14 protein-coding genes and 1 tRNA gene are annotated in these 18,663 nt (G+C 59.9%); 14 read left to right on the top strand and 1 reads right to left on the bottom strand.

Annotated elements, in window-relative coordinates:
• Positions 1-20: 20 nt before the first annotated feature.
• The 11 genes from HHL25_RS07405 to HHL25_RS07355 all read left to right on the top strand — a co-directional run bounded on the left by HHL25_RS07405 (position 21) and on the right by HHL25_RS07355 (position 14,689).
• On the top strand, positions 21-914 hold the full coding sequence (locus HHL25_RS07405) for an NAD-dependent epimerase/dehydratase family protein (protein WP_169588672.1): 894 nt from the start codon (positions 21-23) through the stop codon (positions 912-914).
• A gap of 132 nt (positions 915-1,046) precedes the next feature.
• Positions 1,047-1,122: transfer RNA gene (locus HHL25_RS07400), tRNA-Trp, on the top strand.
• Positions 1,123-1,315: 193 nt separating this feature from the next.
• On the top strand, positions 1,316-1,516 hold the full coding sequence (gene secE / locus HHL25_RS07395; protein ID WP_169588670.1) for a preprotein translocase subunit SecE: 201 nt from the start codon (positions 1,316-1,318) through the stop codon (positions 1,514-1,516).
• Positions 1,517-1,532: 16 nt separating this feature from the next.
• Complete coding sequence (gene nusG / locus HHL25_RS07390; RefSeq protein ID WP_169588669.1) at positions 1,533-2,063, top strand: transcription termination/antitermination protein NusG; 531 nt, start codon at positions 1,533-1,535, stop codon at positions 2,061-2,063.
• Positions 2,064-2,212: 149 nt separating this feature from the next.
• Positions 2,213-2,644 carry a 50S ribosomal protein L11 gene (rplK, locus tag HHL25_RS07385; RefSeq protein WP_076395897.1) on the top strand — a complete coding sequence of 144 codons (432 nt, stop codon included), beginning with the start codon at positions 2,213-2,215 and terminating at the stop codon, positions 2,642-2,644.
• Between the two features lie 2 nt (positions 2,645-2,646).
• A complete protein-coding gene (gene rplA / locus HHL25_RS07380) occupies positions 2,647-3,342 on the top strand; it encodes a 50S ribosomal protein L1 (protein WP_169588667.1) in 696 nt (231 codons plus the stop codon).
• 341 nt (positions 3,343-3,683) lie between these two features.
• Positions 3,684-4,202 (top strand): 50S ribosomal protein L10, encoded by a 519-nt coding sequence (rplJ, locus tag HHL25_RS07375; protein ID WP_169588665.1) that lies wholly within the window; start codon positions 3,684-3,686, stop codon positions 4,200-4,202.
• A 69-nt stretch (positions 4,203-4,271) separates the two neighbouring features.
• The gene (rplL, locus tag HHL25_RS07370; RefSeq protein ID WP_169588663.1) at positions 4,272-4,649 is read left to right on the top strand and encodes a 50S ribosomal protein L7/L12; all 378 of its coding nucleotides are present in this window, start codon (positions 4,272-4,274) and stop codon (positions 4,647-4,649) included.
• A 254-nt stretch (positions 4,650-4,903) separates the two neighbouring features.
• Positions 4,904-9,040: a DNA-directed RNA polymerase subunit beta gene (rpoB, locus tag HHL25_RS07365; protein ID WP_169588661.1), complete on the top strand. Its 4,137-nt coding sequence runs from the start codon at positions 4,904-4,906 to the stop codon at positions 9,038-9,040.
• A gap of 198 nt (positions 9,041-9,238) precedes the next feature.
• Positions 9,239-13,450 carry a DNA-directed RNA polymerase subunit beta' gene (gene rpoC, locus HHL25_RS07360; protein ID WP_169588659.1) on the top strand — a complete coding sequence of 1,404 codons (4,212 nt, stop codon included), beginning with the start codon at positions 9,239-9,241 and terminating at the stop codon, positions 13,448-13,450.
• Positions 13,451-13,633: 183 nt separating this feature from the next.
• Entirely contained in the window at positions 13,634-14,689 is a 1,056-nt protein-coding gene (locus HHL25_RS07355) for a cytochrome-c peroxidase (protein WP_169588657.1), read from the top strand.
• 90 nt (positions 14,690-14,779) lie between these two features.
• On the opposite strand, the gene HHL25_RS07350 is transcribed toward HHL25_RS07355, so the two are convergent.
• Positions 14,780-15,073 carry a transcriptional regulator gene (locus HHL25_RS07350; protein ID WP_169588655.1) on the bottom strand — a complete coding sequence of 98 codons (294 nt, stop codon included), beginning with the start codon at positions 15,071-15,073 and terminating at the stop codon, positions 14,780-14,782.
• 506 nt (positions 15,074-15,579) lie between these two features.
• Between HHL25_RS07350 and rpsL the strand changes: the two genes are divergently transcribed.
• The 3 genes from rpsL (at position 15,580) to fusA (ending at position 18,637) form a co-directional block, all read left to right on the top strand.
• Positions 15,580-15,951, top strand: coding sequence for a 30S ribosomal protein S12 (gene rpsL / locus HHL25_RS07345; protein ID WP_003507760.1), 372 nt, complete (start codon positions 15,580-15,582; stop codon positions 15,949-15,951).
• 81 nt (positions 15,952-16,032) lie between these two features.
• Entirely contained in the window at positions 16,033-16,503 is a 471-nt protein-coding gene (gene rpsG, locus HHL25_RS07340) for a 30S ribosomal protein S7 (protein ID WP_169588653.1), read from the top strand.
• Between the two features lie 34 nt (positions 16,504-16,537).
• Positions 16,538-18,637 (top strand): elongation factor G, encoded by a 2,100-nt coding sequence (gene fusA, locus HHL25_RS07335; RefSeq protein WP_169588651.1) that lies wholly within the window; start codon positions 16,538-16,540, stop codon positions 18,635-18,637.
• The last annotated feature ends 26 nt before the right edge of the window (positions 18,638-18,663 follow it).

The raw sequence follows: 18,663 nt of genomic DNA, 5'->3' as shown, positions 1-18,663 counted from the left end.
CACGTCAGATAGGAGGAGTGATGACAAAACGTATTCTGTTCACCGGTGGGTCTGGCAAGGCTGGCCGTCACGTGGTCGCCTGGTTGGTCAATGCCGGCTATCAGGTCCACAACCTGGATCTGGTTCCCCTCGATCATCCCGGCGTGACGAACCTGACTGTCGACATCACCGATGCCGGCCAGGTGTTCAACGCTCTGTCCATGCATACGGATTTTAACGATCTGGAGCATGGAGGGGGCGTGCAGCCCTTTGATGCGGTCGTTCATTTCGCAGCCGTTCCCCGCATCCTCATCCGGCCGGACAACGTCACCTTCCAGGCGAACGTGATGGGGACCTACAATGTCATCGAGGCCGCCGTGAAGCTCGGAATCCGCAAGGTGGTGATCGCCTCCAGCGAGACGACCTACGGCATCTGTTTCGCGGAGGGGCCTCGCAATCCGCACTATCTGCCGTTCGACGAAGAATACGACGTTGATCCGATGGACAGTTACGGCCTGTCCAAGGTGGTGAACGAGAAAACGGCCCGCGCGTTCTCCGAGCGCACCGGCGCCGACATCTATGCGTTGCGAATCGGCAATGTCATCGAGCCGCACGAATATGATCGCTTCGCCGACTTCGTGGCGCGCCCGGAAACGCGGTTGCGCAATGCCTGGTGCTACATCGATGCCCGCGACCTTGGCCAGATCGTGCATCTCTGCCTGCAGACCTCGGGGCTCGGCTATCAGGTCTTCAACGCGACGAACGACACTGTTACGGCCAATCTTTCGTCGGCCGAACTGGCGGCGCGATTCTTCCCCGGCGTGCCCCTGAAGCGGGCGCTCGAGGGTGATGAAGGCTTGATCTCCAATCGCAAGTTACGCGAGGTGCTCGGTTTCGCCGAGGAGCATAACTGGCGGAAATATGTGGATCTTTGAGAGGAGTGCCTGCCGTGCGGGGGTGCCCCGCAGAGGCCTCAAAGAAAATTCCGGACTTTGCGTGAATGTGCTTGTCATTCACGCGCAAACTTAATAATAACGCGCTCGTCCTTGCCCTCGGGCAAGGCGGATAGGGGTATAGCTCAGTTGGTAGAGCGGCGGTCTCCAAAACCGCAGGTCGGGGGTTCGAGCCCCTCTGCCCCTGCCAAGCCCGGCATGACGGCGCAGCTTTTGCGACGATCGCCTGAAGGGCGAGCCGGCTTGTGGAATGCGAAAAGTTGCACGAAGATGGATTCCCCCTTGTGAAATGGGGAATCGGTCTTTATGTAGGGTTCAAACAGACACGCGGTGCGTGGGGCTGACATAGTCGGCTTTACGCGCCGTAAATGCGTGGGCATTAAATGGCATCCAAGGCAAATCCATTCGCGTTTCTGCAGCAAGTGCGCTCCGAGACGTCCAAGGTCACATGGCCGTCCCGCCGCGAGACGATGATCTCGACCGCGATGGTGCTGTTCATGGTCTTCTTTGCCGCGCTGTTTTTCTTTGCGGCTGATCAGTTGATCAGCTGGGCTATCAGCTTCGTGCTGAGCCTCGGCAATTAATCAGGCGGAGACGAACATGGCTGCACGTTGGTATATCGTCCACGCTTATTCAAATTTTGAAAAGAAGGTCGCCGAAGACATCGAGAACAAGGCTCGTCAGAAGGGCCTTACTCATCTCTTCGAAAAGATCCTCGTTCCGACCGAGAAGGTCGTAGAGGTTCGTCGCGGCCGCAAGGTTGACAGCGAGCGCAAGTTCTTCCCCGGCTACGTGCTGGTGCGGGCGAACCTGACCGATGAAGCCTATCACCTGATCAAGAATACCCCGAAGGTCACGGGCTTCCTTGGTTCCGACAGCAAGCCGGTTCCGATCCCGGATTTCGAAGCTGAGCGCATTCTGGGCCAGGTCCAGGAAGGTGTCGAGCGTCCGAAGTCGTCCGTATCCTTCGAAATCGGCGAGCAGGTTCGCGTTTCCGATGGCCCGTTCGCTTCGTTCAATGGCGTCGTACAGGACGTCGACGAGGAGCGTTCGCGCCTCAAGGTCGAGGTCTCGATCTTCGGTCGCGCGACCCCGGTCGAACTGGAATACGGTCAGGTCGAAAAGGTCTGATCGGGCAAGGGGAGGCAACTCCCCGACCCGCGTGGGAGGATGGCAGCCTATTAAGCCGGGCTGTGCAGACGCACCACGCAACCGCAGCCGCCGGCCGAGGCCGGCATGTATGGATCGGTTAACCGATCTCAGTAGAAAGGCAGAGAGTAATGGCTAAGAAAGTTGCAGGCCAGCTCAAGCTCCAGGTCAAGGCAGGATCGGCTAACCCGTCCCCGCCGATCGGCCCGGCCCTTGGTCAGCGTGGCATTAACATCATGGAATTCTGCAAGGCGTTCAATGCCGCCACGCAGGAAATGGAAAAGGGTATGCCGATCCCGGTCGTCATCACCTACTACCAGGACAAGTCCTTCACCTTCGCAATGAAGCAGCCGCCGGTTACCTACTGGCTGAAGAAGGAAGCGAAGATCACCTCTGGCTCGAAGACTCCGGGCAAGGGTGCGAAGGTTGGCACCATCACCAAGGCACAGGTCCGCGCGATCGCCGAAGGCAAGATGAAGGACCTCAACGCCGCCGACATCGAAGGTGCAATGCTGATGGTTGAGGGCTCTGCCCGCTCCATGGGCCTGGAAGTGGTGGCTTGATCATGGCTAAGCTCGCAAAGCGCATTCAGAAGATCCGCGAAGGCATCGACCCGACCAAGCTGGTCGCGCTGCCGGAAGCTATCGCTCTCGTCAAGGAACGTGCCGTCGCCAAGTTCGACGAAACCGTTGAAATTGCGATGAACCTCGGCGTTGATCCGCGTCATGCCGACCAGATGGTCCGTGGCGTTGTCAACCTGCCGAACGGCACCGGCCGTGACGTTCGCGTTGCCGTCTTCGCTCGTGGCGCCAAGGCTGATGAAGCCAAGGCTGCCGGCGCCGACATCGTTGGTGCAGAAGAGCTCGTCGAAATCGTCCAGGGCGGCAAGATCGACTTCGATCGTTGCATCGCGACCCCGGACATGATGCCGCTCGTCGGTCGTCTCGGTAAGGTTCTCGGCCCGCGTGGCATGATGCCGAACCCGAAGGTCGGTACCGTCACCATGGACGTCGCTGGCGCCGTCAAGGCTTCCAAGGGCGGTGCCGTCGAGTTCCGCGTCGAGAAGGCTGGTATCATCCATGCCGGTATCGGCAAGGCTTCCTTCGACGCCAAGGCTCTCGAAGAAAACATCAAGGCTTTCGCTGACGCCGTCGTCAAGGCAAAGCCGGCTGGTGCGAAGGGCAACTACGTCAAGCGCGTAGCCATCTCCTCGACCATGGGCCCGGGCGTCAAGGTCGATCCGTCGACCGTTTCGGCCTGATAGAATTTCTCCGGAGCTTCGTCTCCGGATGACCAAGAATTTCCGGCTCTTCGGAGCCGGAAATTTCCGGGGAAACCCGGAACTCCTGTCCGAGATTGCAGGTGGCCTTCGGGCCTTAATTAATGACCTGCATGAGACGGGTAAGACCCGATTTTTTAAACGTCTGATGACGTCTTGAAGTTCGGTTCGAGCCTTATTCGCCTTGTGCCTGGCTTTTCTGCCAGTGCGAGGGGACAGGATCCTCAAGCGTCGCTTGGGATCTGACGAGTTTGGATCCCTTGAGGCAAAGGCAAACCCGGTGGGGCCTGCAGGATTGCGGTCCCATCAACTGGAGACAGACAGTGGAAAGAGCGGAAAAACGCGAATTCGTCACGGAGCTGAACGAAGTCTTCAAGGCTTCCGGTTCGGTTGTCGTGGCCCACTATGCTGGTGTCACCGTTGCGCAGATGAACGACTTCCGTTCGAAGATGCGCGCGGCTGGCGGCACCGTCAAAGTCGCGAAGAACCGTCTGGCCAAGATCGCTCTTCAGGGCACGGAGTCGGAAGGGATGAGCAATCTCTTCAAGGGCCAGACGCTGATTGCATACAGCGAAGACCCGATTACGGCTCCGAAAGTCGTCATGGATTTCGCCAAGACCAACGACAAGATCGTTGTTCTCGGTGGCGCCATGGGAACAACCACGCTCACCGCCGATGCAGTCAAGTCGCTTGCGACCCTGCCGTCGCTGGACGAGCTGCGTGCGAAGCTGCTGGGCATGATCCAGACTCCGGCTACCCGCATCGCAGGTGTGGTTCAGGCACCGGCAGCTCAGCTTGCTCGCGTGTTTGCGGCCTATGCCAAGAAGGACGAAGCCGCTTAAGGCGGTTTTTCGCTGTTCATACACTAACCCGTTCGTTTCGAACCGAACATCTACTAAGGAACTAAGACAATGGCTGATCTCGCAAAGATCGTTGAAGACCTCTCCTCGCTGACCGTCCTGGAAGCCGCTGAGCTCTCCAAGCTGCTCGAAGAAAAGTGGGGCGTTTCCGCAGCTGCTCCGGTAGCTGTTGCCGCTGCTGGCGGCGCTGCTGCTCCGGCTGCTGCTGAAGAAGAAAAGACCGAGTTCGACGTTATCCTCGTTGACGCTGGCGCCAACAAGATCAACGTCATCAAGGAAGTCCGCGCCATCACCGGCCTCGGCCTCAAGGAAGCCAAGGACCTCGTCGAAGGCGCTCCGAAGGCTGTCAAGGAAGCCGTTTCCAAGGGCGAAGCTGCTGACCTCAAGAAGAAGCTTGAAGAAGCCGGCGCTAAGGTCGACGTCAAGTAATACCGGAATAGCGTTTGGGAGGTGGCATTCGCCGCCTCCCATCCGTCGTTTCTCTGGAACAAATTACCCAAAAGCCAGTAAAACGGCTTTTGGGTAATGGGTTCTCAAGAGGATGGTCTTGAACCGAGGTGCCCGGCAATCCGGCCGGCCGCGTCGGAACGAGACGAGATTGAACGACCCATTTATTGACGGAGCCGACTGGCCAGCGGTTTCCGTCTGTTGCAGGCCCGGATGCAAATTGACAAGGAGCGACGATGGCTCAGACCCTTTCGTTTAACGGTCGCAGGCGCGTACGCAAGTTTTTTGGTAAGATCCCCGAAGTCGCGGAAATGCCGAACCTCATCGAGGTTCAGAAGGCGTCCTACGACCAGTTCCTCATGGTTGACGAGCCTGTCGGCGGCCGTCCCGATGAGGGGCTTCAAGCCGTTTTCAAGTCCGTCTTCCCGATCACCGATTTCTCCGGCGCATCGATGCTGGAATTCGTGTCCTACGAATTCGAGCCGCCGAAGTTCGACGTCGACGAGTGCCGTCAGCGCGACCTGACCTACGCAGCGCCGCTCAAGGTGACGCTGCGCCTCATCGTGTTCGATATTGACGAGGATACTGGCGCCCGTTCGATCAAGGACATCAAGGAACAGTCGGTTTACATGGGCGACATGCCGCTCATGACCAACAACGGTACCTTCATCGTCAACGGTACCGAACGCGTCATCGTGTCCCAGATGCACCGCTCTCCGGGCGTGTTCTTCGACCACGACAAGGGCAAGAGCCATTCCTCCGGCAAGCTGCTCTTTGCGGCCCGCGTCATTCCGTATCGCGGTTCCTGGCTCGACATCGAATTCGACGCCAAGGACATCGTCCACGCCCGTATCGACCGTCGTCGCAAGATCCCGGTCACGTCGCTGCTGATGGCCCTCGGCATGGACGGCGAGGAAATCCTCTCGACCTTCTACACCAAGTCGACCTACGTCCGTGACGGCAAGGGCTGGCGCATTCCCTTCGTTCCGGAAACGCTGAAGGGCGCCAAGACCATCTCCGACATGATCGACGCCGATACCGGCGAAGTGGTTGTCGAAGGCGGCAAGAAGCTCACCCCGCGCCTGCTGCGCCAGCTCTCCGAAAAGGGCCTCAAGGCTCTCAAGGCGTCCGACGAAGACCTGTACGGCAACTACCTCGCCGAAGACATGGTCAACATGGCGACCGGTGAGATCTACCTGGAAGCCGGCGACGAGATCGACGAGAAGACCCTTCCGCAGATCCTCGATTCCGGCTTCGACGAAATCCCGGTTCTCGGCATCGACCACATCAATGTCGGCGCCTATATCCGCAACACGCTTGCTGCGGACAAGAACGAGAACCGTCAGGACGCCCTGTTCGACATCTACCGCGTCATGCGTCCGGGCGAACCGCCGACCATGGAATCCGCGGAAGCCATGTTCAACTCGCTGTTCTTCGACGCCGAGCGCTACGACCTGTCGGCCGTCGGTCGCGTCAAGATGAACATGCGTCTCGACTTGCAGGTCGACGACACGGTCCGCATCCTGCGCAAGGACGACATCCTGGCCGTGGTCAAGATGCTCGTCGAACTGCGCGACGGTAAGGGCGAAATCGACGACATCGACAACCTCGGTAACCGTCGTGTCCGCTCGGTCGGCGAACTGATGGAAAATCAGTACCGTCTCGGCCTGCTCCGCATGGAGCGTGCGATCAAGGAACGCATGTCGTCGATCGAGATCGACACCGTCATGCCGCAGGACCTGATCAACGCCAAGCCGGCCGCAGCAGCTGTTCGCGAATTCTTCGGCTCCTCGCAGCTGTCGCAGTTCATGGACCAGGTGAACCCGCTTTCGGAAATCACCCACAAGCGTCGTCTTTCGGCTCTTGGCCCGGGTGGTCTGACCCGCGAGCGCGCCGGCTTCGAAGTCCGCGACGTTCACCCGACCCACTACGGCCGTATTTGCCCGATCGAAACGCCGGAAGGCCCGAACATCGGTCTGATCAACTCGCTCGCGACCTTCGCCCGCGTCAACAAGTACGGCTTCATTGAATCGCCGTACCGCAAGATCGTCGACGGCAAGGTTACGACCGACGTGGTCTATCTGTCGGCCATGGAAGAAGCGAAGTACTACGTCGCGCAGGCCAACTCCGAACTCACTGCCGACGGCCAGTTCGTCGAAGAGTTCGTCGTTTGCCGTCATGCCGGCGAAGTCATGCTGTCGCCGCGCGACACCATCAACCTGATGGACGTTTCGCCGAAGCAGCTCGTTTCGGTCGCAGCCGCGCTCATCCCGTTCCTGGAAAACGACGACGCCAACCGCGCTCTCATGGGCTCGAACATGCAGCGTCAGGCCGTGCCGCTGGTCCGCGCCGAAGCGCCGTTCGTCGGTACCGGCATGGAACCGATCGTTGCCCGTGACTCCGGCGCTGCCATCGCTGCCCGTCGTGGCGGTGTGGTCGACCAGGTCGATGCGACGCGTATCGTTATCCGTGCGACCGAAGATCTCGAAGCCGGCAAGTCCGGCGTCGACATCTACCGTCTGCAGAAGTTCCAGCGTTCGAACCAGAACACCTGCGTCAACCAGCGCCCGCTGGTCACCGTCGGTGACGTTCTGAACAAGGGCGACATCATCGCGGACGGTCCGTCGACCGACCTCGGCGATCTGGCTCTCGGCCGCAACGCGCTCGTCGCGTTCATGCCGTGGAACGGCTACAACTACGAAGACTCGATCCTGATGTCGGAACGCATCGTCGCTGACGACGTGTTCACCTCCATCCACATCGAAGAATTCGAAGTGATGGCCCGCGACACCAAGCTTGGTCCGGAAGAAATCACGCGCGACATTCCGAACGTTTCGGAAGAAGCGCTGAAGAACCTCGACGAAGCCGGTATCGTCTACATCGGCGCCGAAGTTCAACCGGGCGACATCCTGGTCGGCAAGATCACCCCGAAGGGCGAAAGCCCGATGACGCCGGAAGAAAAGCTCCTGCGCGCCATCTTCGGTGAAAAGGCCTCCGACGTTCGCGACACCTCGATGCGCATGCCTCCGGGCACCTTCGGCACCATCGTCGAAGTCCGCGTCTTCAACCGTCACGGCGTCGAGAAGGACGAACGTGCGATGGCTATCGAGCGCGAGGAAATCGAGCGCTTGGCCAAGGACCGCGACGACGAACAGGCGATCCTCGACCGTAACGTCTACGGCCGCCTGCTCGACATGCTGCGTGGTCAGGTTTCGGTCGCCGGTCCGAAGGGCTTCAAGAAGGGCGTCGAGCTGTCGAACGCCGTCGTGTCCGAGTATCCGCGTTCGCAGTGGTGGATGTTCGCCGTCGAGGACGAGAAGGTCCAGGGCGAGATCGAAGCCCTGCGTGGCCAGTACGACGAATCCAAGTCGCGCCTTGAACAGCGCTTCATGGACAAGGTCGAGAAGGTCCAGCGCGGCGACGAAATGCCTCCGGGCGTCATGAAGATGGTCAAGGTCTTCGTCGCTGTGAAGCGCAAGATCCAGCCGGGCGACAAGATGGCCGGCCGTCACGGCAACAAGGGTGTCGTCTCGCGCATCGTTCCGGTCGAGGACATGCCGTTCCTCGAAGACGGTACGCATGTCGACATCTGCCTGAACCCGCTGGGCGTGCCGTCGCGCATGAACGTCGGCCAGATCCTCGAGACCCATCTGGCCTGGGCTTGCGCCGGCATGGGCAAGAAGATCGGCGAGATGCTCGAAGACTATCGCAAGACGATGGACATCACCGAGTTGCGCAACGAACTCACCGAGATCTATGCGAGTGAATCGCATGACGAGGTGAAGCGCTTCGACGACGAATCCCTCGTCCGCCTGGCCGAAGAGGCCAAGCGCGGCGTGTCGATCGCGACCCCGGTCTTCGACGGTGCACACGAGCCTGACGTTGCAGCCATGCTGACCAAGGCCGGCCTGCATTCGTCCGGTCAGTCGGTCCTCTACGATGGCCGTACCGGCGAGCCGTTCGACCGCAAGGTGACCGTGGGCTACATGTACATGATCAAGCTCAACCACCTGGTCGACGACAAGATCCACGCTCGTTCGATCGGTCCGTACTCGCTCGTCACCCAGCAGCCGCTCGGTGGTAAGGCGCAGTTCGGCGGTCAGCGCTTCGGGGAAATGGAAGTCTGGGCGCTCGAAGCCTACGGCGCCGCCTACACCCTGCAGGAAATGCTGACGGTGAAGTCGGACGACGTGGCAGGCCGTACCAAGGTCTACGAGGCGATCGTCCGCGGCGACGACACCTTCGAGGCCGGCATTCCGGAGAGCTTCAACGTTCTCGTCAAGGAAATGCGGTCGCTGGGTCTCAGTGTCGAGCTCGAGAACTCCAAGGTCGACGGCACAGCCGAGGGATCTCTGCCCGACGCGGCGGAATAAAGGTTTGACAAGGGCGTGCGCTGCCGGAAGGCCGCGCACGCCATTCCCTCCATGTCCAGGGCTGAAGGTCCTGGGCAGGTGAGGGGAGTTTCGCCGCAATTTGCGGTTATTGTCATTTCAGGGTTCGGTTCGGCATCCCGGGAATTTGCCGGCACCGTGACCCGTTTGAGGGCTCTTCGCCCCATCAAGGAGACAGGCATGAACCAAGAGGTCATGAACCTTTTCAACCCGCAGGTGCCGGCACAGCACTTCGATTCCATCCGGATCTCGATCGCGAGCCCGGAGAAGATCCTCTCGTGGTCGTATGGCGAGATCAAGAAGCCGGAAACCATCAACTATCGCACGTTCAAGCCGGAACGCGACGGTCTGTTCTGCGCGCGCATCTTCGGGCCCATCAAGGACTATGAGTGCCTGTGCGGCAAGTACAAGCGCATGAAGTACAAGGGCATCATCTGCGAAAAGTGCGGCGTCGAAGTCACGCTGTCGCGCGTTCGCCGCGAGCGCATGGGCCACATCGAGCTCGCAGCCCCGGTTGCCCACATCTGGTTCCTGAAGTCGCTTCCCTCGCGCATCTCGACGCTCCTCGACATGACGCTGAAGGATGTCGAGCGCGTTCTCTACTTCGAGAACTACATCGTGACGGAGCCGGGTCTCACCGCGCTCAAGGAAAACCAGCTTCTTTCCGAAGAAGAATACATGCTGGCCGTGGATGAATATGGCGAAGACCAGTTCACCGCGATGATCGGCGCCGAAGCGATCTACGAGATGCTCGCTTCGATGAACCTCGAGAAGATCGCCGGCGATCTTCGTGCTGAACTGGCCGAGACCACCTCGGACCTGAAGCAGAAGAAGCTGATGAAGCGCCTGAAGATCGTCGAGAACTTCATGGAGTCCGGCAATCGTCCGGAATGGATGATCATGAAGGTCGTTCCGGTGATCCCGCCGGACCTGCGTCCGCTCGTTCCGCTCGACGGCGGCCGTTTCGCGACGTCTGACCTCAACGATCTCTATCGCCGCGTCATCAACCGTAACAACCGTCTGAAGCGTCTGATCGAACTGCGCGCTCCGGGCATCATCATCCGAAACGAAAAGCGCATGCTGCAGGAATCTGTGGACGCGCTCTTCGACAACGGCCGCCGTGGCCGCGTCATCACCGGCGCCAACAAGCGTCCGCTGAAGTCGCTGTCCGACATGCTCAAGGGCAAGCAGGGCCGCTTCCGTCAGAACCTGCTCGGCAAGCGCGTCGACTATTCCGGCCGTTCGGTCATCGTGACCGGTCCGGAACTCAAGCTGCACCAGTGCGGCCTGCCGAAGAAGATGGCGCTCGAACTGTTCAAGCCGTTCATCTACGCCCGTCTTGATGCCAAGGGTTACTCCTCGACCGTCAAGCAGGCCAAGAAGCTGGTCGAGAAGGAAAAGCCGGAAGTCTGGGATATCCTCGACGAGGTCATCCGCGAGCATCCGGTTCTCCTGAACCGCGCTCCGACGCTGCACCGCCTGGGCATCCAGGCCTTCGAACCGACCCTGGTCGAAGGCAAGGCGATCCAGTTGCACCCGCTCGTCTGCACGGCCTTCAACGCCGACTTCGACGGCGACCAGATGGCCGTTCACGTGCCGCTGTCGCTCGAAGCCCAGCTCGAAGCTCGCGTTCTGATGATGTCGACGAACAACATCCTGCATCCGGCCAACGGTGCACCGATCATCGTTCCGTCGCAGGACATGGTTCTCGGCCTCTACTACCTCTCGATCCAGAACCAGAACGAGCCGGGCGAAGGCATGGCCTTCTCGGACATGGGCGAGCTGCAGCACGCGCTTGAAAACAAGGTCGTCACGCTGCATGCGAAGATCAAGGGTCGTTTCAAGACCGTGGATGCCGAAGGCAACCCGGTTTCGAAGATCTATGAGACCACGCCTGGCCGCATGATCATCGGCGAACTCCTGCCGAAGAACGTCAACGTGCCGTTCGAGACCTGCAACCAGGAAATGACCAAGAAGAACATCTCCAAGATGATCGACACGGTCTACCGTCATTGCGGCCAGAAGGACACGGTCATCTTCTGCGACCGCATCATGCAGCTCGGCTTCGCCCATGCCTGCCGCGCCGGCATCTCGTTCGGCAAGGACGACATGGTCATCCCGGACAGCAAGGTGAAGATCGTTGGCGACACCGAAGCGCTGGTCAAGGAATACGAGCAGCAGTACAACGACGGCCTGATCACTCAGGGCGAGAAGTACAACAAGGTCGTTGATGCCTGGGGCAAGGCCACCGAAAAGGTCGCCGAAGAGATGATGGCCCGCATTAAGGCCGTCGAATTCGACGACAACGGTCGCCAGAAGCCGATGAACTCGATCTACATGATGTCGCACTCCGGCGCCCGTGGTTCGCCGAACCAGATGCGTCAGCTGGGCGGCATGCGCGGCCTCATGGCCAAGCCGTCGGGCGAAATCATCGAAACCCCGATCATCTCGAACTTCAAGGAAGGTCTGACCGTTAACGAGTACTTCAACTCGACCCACGGCGCCCGTAAGGGCCTTGCAGACACCGCTCTGAAGACCGCGAACTCGGGTTACCTGACCCGCCGTCTCGTCGACGTTGCACAGGACTGCATCGTCAACTCGACCGATTGCGGCACCGACAAGGGCCTCACCATGACGGCGATCGTTGACGCCGGCCAGGTCGTGGCTTCGCTCGGCGCCCGTATCCTCGGCCGTACCGCGCTCGACGACATCGACAACCCGGTCACCGGCGAGAACATCGTCAAGGCCGGCAAGCTGATCGATGAAGCCGACGTGGCCGTGATCGAGAAGGCCGGCATCCAGTCCGTCCGCATCCGTTCGGCACTGACCTGCGAAATCCAGACGGGCGTCTGCTCGGTCTGCTACGGCCGCGACCTCGCGCGCGGTACACCGGTCAACATGGGCGAAGCGGTCGGCGTCATCGCCGCCCAGTCGATTGGCGAGCCGGGCACCCAGCTCACCATGCGTACCTTCCACCTTGGCGGTACGGCAAACGTGGTCGACCAGTCGTTCCTGGAAGCGTCGTATGAAGGTACGATCCAGATCAAGAACCGCAACATCCTGCGCAACTCCGATGGCAACCTGGTTGCCATGGGCCGCAACATGGCGATCACCATTCTCGATGAGCGTGGTGTCGAGCGTTCGTCGCAGCGCGTTGCCTACGGTTCGAAGGTCTTCGTGGACGACGGTGACAAGGTCAAGCGCGGCCAGCGTCTCGCCGAGTGGGACCCCTATACCCGTCCGATGATGACGGAAGTCGAGGGCATCGTGCACTTCGAGGACGTCGTCGACGGCCTTTCGGTTCTCGAAGCGACCGACGAGTCGACCGGTATCACCAAGCGTCAGGTTATCGACTGGCGTTCGACCCCGCGTGGTTCGGACCTCAAGCCGGCAATCGTCATCAAGGACGCAGCCGGAAACGTGCTGAAGCTGTCGCGTGGCGGCGATGCCCGCTTCCAGCTGTCGGTCGACGCGATCCTGTCGGTCGAGCCGGGCACGAAGGTCTCCCAGGGTGACGTTCTCGCGCGTTCGCCGCTCGAAAGCGCCAAGACCAAGGACATCACCGGTGGTCTGCCGCGCGTTGCCGAACTGTTCGAAGCGCGTCGTCCGAAGGATCACGCCATCATCGCCGAGATCGATGGTACGATCCGTCTGGGTCGCGACTACAAGAACAAGCGTCGCGTCATCATCGAGCCGGCGGAAGACGGTGTCGAGCCGGTCGAGTACCTGATCCAGAAGGGCAAGCCCTTCCATCTTCAGGACGGCGACTACATCGAAAAGGGTGACTACATCCTCGACGGTAACCCGGCTCCGCACGACATCCTGGCGATCAAGGGCGTGGAGGCACTTGCTTCCTACCTCGTCAACGAAATCCAGGAAGTCTACCGACTGCAGGGCGTTGTGATCAACGACAAGCACATCGAGGTGATCGTTCGCCAGATGCTGCAGAAGGTCGAGATCACCGAGTCCGGCGACAGCCAGTACATCGTCGGCGACAGTGTCGACCGTATCGAACTGGATGAAGTCAACGATCGCCTGATCGAGGAAGGCAAGAAGCCGGCTTACGGCGACCCGGTCCTCCTCGGTATCACCAAGGCGTCGCTGCAGACCCCGTCGTTCATCTCGGCCGCATCCTTCCAGGAAACCACCAAGGTTCTCACGGAAGCTGCGATCGCCGGCAAGACCGACACGCTGCAGGGCCTGAAGGAAAACGTCATCGTCGGCCGCCTCATCCCGGCCGGTACCGGCGGTACCATGACGCAGATCCGCCGTATCGCGACCTCGCGCGACGACCTCATCCTCGAGGAACGCCGCAAGGGTACGGGCGCCGATGTCGCCACTCCGATGCTCCAGGATCTGGCTTCGGCCGAAGGTGTTCCGGCCGCCGAATAAGGCCGGTTTTCCGCGGTGCGATTATGTCGCACCATGGATTTGACGATCAGCAGGCGCCCGGGCTTCCCGGGCGCCTTTTTCGTTTGCACCCTCCATTTGGCGCGCCTATTCATTGATCCAGGACAAGGCTGCACATTAAAATCATTCTAAACTAGCTTCCGTTCACAAAGAACGGAGGCTAATATGAAAAAGCTACTGACATCCGCCGCAGTCCTGATGCTCGCCACCACGGCCTTTGCCGCCGATCCGGCACCGGCGGACCTGCGAGCGAATGCGCTTGAAATATTCAAGGCACTTCCCTCGACCACGCCTGCTGTGGCCAACAATCCGATCACTCCCGACAAGATCGCACTCGGCAAGGCGTTGTTCTTCGATCCCCGGATCTCCGCCTCGGGGGTCTTCTCCTGCAACTCCTGCCACAACCTCGCGACCGGCGGTGACGACAATCTCGAAACTTCGATCGGTCACGGCTGGCAGAAGGGACCGCGCAATGCCCCGACCGCGCTCAATGCGGTCTTCAACGTGGCGCAGTTCTGGGACGGTCGTGCCGAGGACCTGAAGGCCCAGGCCAAGGGCCCGGTACAGGCCGGCGTAGAAATGGCGAACACGCCTGTGCAGGTTGTCGCGACGCTGAAGTCGATGCCGCAATATGTCGAGTGGTTCAAGGCCGCCTTCCCGGCTGAGGAAGATCCGGTGACCTTCGACAACTTTGCCAAGGCGATCGAGGCCTTCGAGGCGACGCTCGTCACCCCGGCTCCCTTCGACGCCTTCCTCAATGGCGACGATGCGGCCATGACGGCCGAACAGCAGAAGGGGCTGGCTCTCTTCATCGACAAGGGATGCTCGTCGTGTCATGCCGGGATCAATGTCGGTGGCGAGGGCTACTTCCCCTTCGGTCTCATCGAGAAACCCGGCGCCGATGTCCTGCCGGAGAACGACAAGGGGCGTTTTGCTGTGACCAACACGGCCGACGATTCCTACGTGTTCCGCGCAGCACCGCTGCGGAATGTGGCGCTGACGGCTCCCTACTTCCACTCCGGCAAGGTCTGGAACCTGAAGCAGGCGGTAGCCGTCATGGGGACGGCTCAGCTCGGCGAGGAACTGAAGGATGAAGAGGTTGATCTGATCGTGGCCTTCCTCGACTCGCTGACGGGCAAGATGCCGGAGGCGAGCTATCCGGTCCTCCCGGCCGAAACCGACGCCACCCCGCGTCCGAGTGGCGAGGTCATTCCCAAGTAAGGAATACCCGCTGACGGCACTGAACGAGAAGGGCCGCCCGGTTTGCCGGGCGGCCCTTCGAATGTTGCCGATGTAGCCTGATCAACAGGATCAGTTGAAGCGGATGATCGCCACTTCGCCTTCGAGCGCGCCCTGGAAGGCCGAGGCGTGCGGCTCTTCGTCCGGGGCTTCGGTGACCATGCCGATCTGATCGAGGTCGGCCTCAAGGAAGCCTTCCTCCGAAAGCGCGTTGAGCGCCAAGCGCACAGCGGAATCGTCATCCGGTGCGGTGAGCAGGATATGAAGATCGATGCCTTCGCCGCCCTCGACCTCATAGGCCTTGGCGATGATGATGAAGACCATCGGGTCGTCGCGGTTGTTGTCGTTGTCTGGGCTGGAAATCATGGCTTGGTCTTCTTCTGGCGTTGGTCGATTCCCGGCGGAGGCGAATCGAGCAGAGAGGGGGAGGGCGGTTGACAGCCTCCCTCAGCGATATCTAGAAGTTTTGCCGGAAAAACCCAAACCAAATCGTCGCCACCCTTCACGATTCACCGCTGGCGCATCGCAAATGCCCGCAGCCACAGGGCCTGCGGCCACAAATTTGCGATATAGACTTGACGGAACGGGGCGAAAACAGTAGTACCCCGGCCATCGGAGCCTATGTGAGGCTAGGCTTTTCGGAACGTCTCGTTCTGGAGTTCGCCTCAAACAGGGTTCTTTTCGCACGTTGAAGACACGAATGCTGCACGCAAGACGCACTCGAACGTGCGTCCTCTGCCTTTTGTGGTCCATCCGCGAAAAGCGGATCGGGCCACATTTTGCGCATGAGAAATTCGTGCGTTCGTCGCCGGAAACGGTTTAACCAGGGTCCGAAAGGGCCTTAGAGACAAGAATTTGCAAGGGATGGGTATATGCCTACCGTAAACCAGCTGATCCGCAAGCCGCGTCAGGCACAGGTAAAGCGCAATAAGGTTCCTGCTCTGCAGGAAAACCCGCAGAAGCGCGGCGTTTGCACCCGCGTTTATACGACGACCCCGAAGAAGCCGAACTCGGCTCTGCGTAAGGTCGCTAAGATTCGCCTGACCAACGGCTTTGAAGTCATCGGCTACATCCCGGGCGAAGGTCACAACCTGCAGGAACACTCCGTCGTCATGATCCGTGGCGGCCGTGTAAAGGACTTGCCGGGTGTGCGTTACCACATCATCCGCGGCGTTCTCGATACCCAGGGTGTCAAGAACCGTAAGCAGCGCCGTTCGAAGTACGGTGCAAAGCGTCCGAAATAATTCGGCACTTCATTTTTATTCCGGCGCTGCGCGAGGTTCTCCGCGTGGTAAAGCGTCCTAACTGTTGAGAGACAAACCAGTATGTCCCGTCGCCATAGTGCAGAAAAGCGTGAGATCAATCCGGACCCGAAGTTCGGCGATCTCGTCGTCACCAAGTTCATGAACGCCATTATGCTTCACGGCAAGAAGTCGGTCGCTGAAAGCATCGTCTACGGTGCCTTCGATGCGGTTCATGGCAAGATGAAGCAGGAGCCGATCACGGTCTTCCATCAGGCGCTCGAAAACATCGCGCCGCATGTCGAAGTCCGTTCGCGCCGCGTCGGTGGTGCCACCTACCAGGTCCCGGTCGATGTTCGTCCGGAGCGCCGTCAGGCACTCGCCATCCGCTGGCTGATCGCCGCTGCACGCAAGCGCAACGAGACCACCATGATCGACCGCCTCTGCGGCGAACTCATGGATGCTGCGAACAATCGCGGCTCCGCTGTCAAGAAGCGTGAAGACACGCACAAGATGGCCGACGCAAACCGCGCCTTCTCGCATTACCGCTGGTAATCTGAACCGATCGAATATTGAAAGGCAGTCCATCATGGCTCGCGAATATAAAATCGAAGACTACCGCAACTTCGGTATCATGGCGCACATCGACGCCGGCAAGACCACGACGACCGAACGTATCCTCTACTACACCGGTAAGTCTCATAAGATCGGCGAAGTCCATGACGGCGCTGCTACCATGGACTGGATGGAGCAGGAGCAGGAACGCGGCATCACCATCACCTCTGCTGCCACGACCACCTTCTGGAAGGGTCGTGACGGCAAGATGCGCCGCTTCAACATCATCGACACCCCCGGCCACGTTGACTTCACCATTGAAGTCGAGCGTTCGCTGCGCGTTCTCGACGGTGCAGTTGCTCTCCTGGACGCCAACGCCGGCGTTGAGCCGCAGACCGAAACCGTCTGGCGTCAGGCTGAAAAGTACAACGTCCCGCGGATGATCTTCTGCAACAAGATGGACAAGACCGGTGCTGACTTCTACCGCTCGGTAGAAATGATCAAGACCCGTCTTGGTGCCACCGCAGTTGTCATGCAGCTCCCGATCGGCGCTGAGTCCGAGTTCAAGGGCGTTGTCGACCTGATCGAGATGAACGCTCTGGTATGGCGCGACGAGTCGCTCGGCGCCGCCTGGGACGTTGTCGAGATCCCGGACGACCTGAAGGACAAGGCCGAAGAATATCGCGAAAAGCTGATCGAGACCGTTGTCGAGATCGACGAAGCCGCGATGGAAGCTTATCTCGAAGGCGTAATGCCGGACAACGACAAGATCCGCGAACTCGTTCGTCGCGGCACCATCGACGTCAAGTTCCACCCGATGTTCTGCGGCACCGCCTTCAAGAACAAGGGCGTTCAGCCGCTTCTCGATGCCGTTGTCGACTATCTGCCGTCGCCGCTCGACATCCCGGCCATCAAGGGTATCGACTTCAAGACGGAAGCCGAAATCGAGCGTCACGCTGACGATGCCGAGCCGCTTGCCATGCTCGCGTTCAAGATCATGAACGACCCCTTCGTCGGTTCGCTCACCTTCGCACGCATCTACTCGGGCAAGCTCGAAAAGGGCGTGTCGGTTCTGAACACGGTCAAGGACAAGCGCGAGCGCGTCGGCCGCATGCTACAGATGCACTCCAACAGCCGCGAAGACATCGAAGAAGCCTTTGCAGGCGACATCGTTGCTCTCGCCGGCCTCAAGGAAACCACCACGGGCGATACGCTCTGCGATCCGCTGAAGCCGGTTATCCTTGAGCGCATGGAATTCCCGGAGCCGGTCATCCAGATCGCGATCGAACCGAAGTCCAAGGGCGACCAGGAAAAGATGGGCCTCGCGCTCAATCGCCTCGCTGCTGAAGACCCGTCGTTCCGCGTCAAGACCGACCAGGAGTCCGGCCAGACCATCATCGCCGGCATGGGCGAGCTTCACCTGGACATCCTCGTTGACCGTATGCGTCGCGAGTTCAAGGTTGAAGCCAACGTCGGTGCTCCGCAGGTTGCCTACCGCGAAACCATCACCAAGGCACACGAAGAAGACTACACGCACAAGAAGCAGTCCGGTGGTACCGGTCAGTTCGCGCGCGTCAAGATCGTCTTCGAACCGAACCCGGAAGGCGACGACTTCAAGTTCGAATCCAAGATCGTCGGCGGTGCTGTTCCGAAGGAATACATCCCGGGCGTTCAGAAGGGTATCGAAAGCGTTCTGTCGTCGGGTCCGCTCGCCGGCTTCCCGATGCTGGGCGTCAAGGCAACCCTGGTCGACGGTGCATTCCACGACGTCGACTCGTCGGTTCTCGCCTTCGAAATCGCCTCCCGCGCTTGCTTCCGTGAAGCAGCGAAGAAGGCCGGCGCTCAGCTCCTCGAGCCGATGATGAAGGTCGAAGTTGTGACGCCGGAAGACTACGTCGGCGACGTCATCGGCGATCTGAACTCGCGTCGTGGCCAGATCCAGGGCCAGGAACAGCGCGGCATCGCGATCGTGATCAACGCTCACGTCCCGCTGGCAAACATGTTCAAGTACGTCGACAACCTGCGCTCCATGTCGCAGGGCCGTGCACAGTATTCGATGACCTTCGATCACTACGCACCGGTTCCGTCGAACGTCGCGACTGAAATCCAGGCAAAGTATTCCGGTCAGAAGTGACCGGAATACGCTAAGACCTTAAAGAA

The organism is Rhizobium terricola, assembly GCF_012927355.1.
GTDB lineage: Bacteria > Pseudomonadota > Alphaproteobacteria > Rhizobiales > Rhizobiaceae > Allorhizobium > Allorhizobium terricola.
Note: the sequence above shows the minus strand (reverse complement) of the source record. Positions and strands in the feature narration are given on the sequence as shown.

Coding starts and splice junctions, on each gene's coding strand:
- secE (WP_169588670.1), top strand. CDS start 1,316: ATGGCATCCAAGGCAAATCCATTCGCGTTTCTGCAGCAAGTGCGCTCC.
- HHL25_RS07355 (WP_169588657.1), top strand. CDS start 13,634: ATGAAAAAGCTACTGACATCCGCCGCAGTCCTGATGCTCGCCACCACG.
- rpoC (WP_169588659.1), top strand. CDS start 9,239: ATGAACCAAGAGGTCATGAACCTTTTCAACCCGCAGGTGCCGGCACAG.
- rpsG (WP_169588653.1), top strand. CDS start 16,033: ATGTCCCGTCGCCATAGTGCAGAAAAGCGTGAGATCAATCCGGACCCG.
- rpsL (WP_003507760.1), top strand. CDS start 15,580: ATGCCTACCGTAAACCAGCTGATCCGCAAGCCGCGTCAGGCACAGGTA.
- fusA (WP_169588651.1), top strand. CDS start 16,538: ATGGCTCGCGAATATAAAATCGAAGACTACCGCAACTTCGGTATCATG.
- rplK (WP_076395897.1), top strand. CDS start 2,213: ATGGCTAAGAAAGTTGCAGGCCAGCTCAAGCTCCAGGTCAAGGCAGGA.
- HHL25_RS07405 (WP_169588672.1), top strand. CDS start 21: ATGACAAAACGTATTCTGTTCACCGGTGGGTCTGGCAAGGCTGGCCGT.
- HHL25_RS07350 (WP_169588655.1), bottom strand. CDS start 15,073: ATGATTTCCAGCCCAGACAACGACAACAACCGCGACGACCCGATGGTC.
- rpoB (WP_169588661.1), top strand. CDS start 4,904: ATGGCTCAGACCCTTTCGTTTAACGGTCGCAGGCGCGTACGCAAGTTT.
- rplL (WP_169588663.1), top strand. CDS start 4,272: ATGGCTGATCTCGCAAAGATCGTTGAAGACCTCTCCTCGCTGACCGTC.
- rplA (WP_169588667.1), top strand. CDS start 2,647: ATGGCTAAGCTCGCAAAGCGCATTCAGAAGATCCGCGAAGGCATCGAC.
- nusG (WP_169588669.1), top strand. CDS start 1,533: ATGGCTGCACGTTGGTATATCGTCCACGCTTATTCAAATTTTGAAAAG.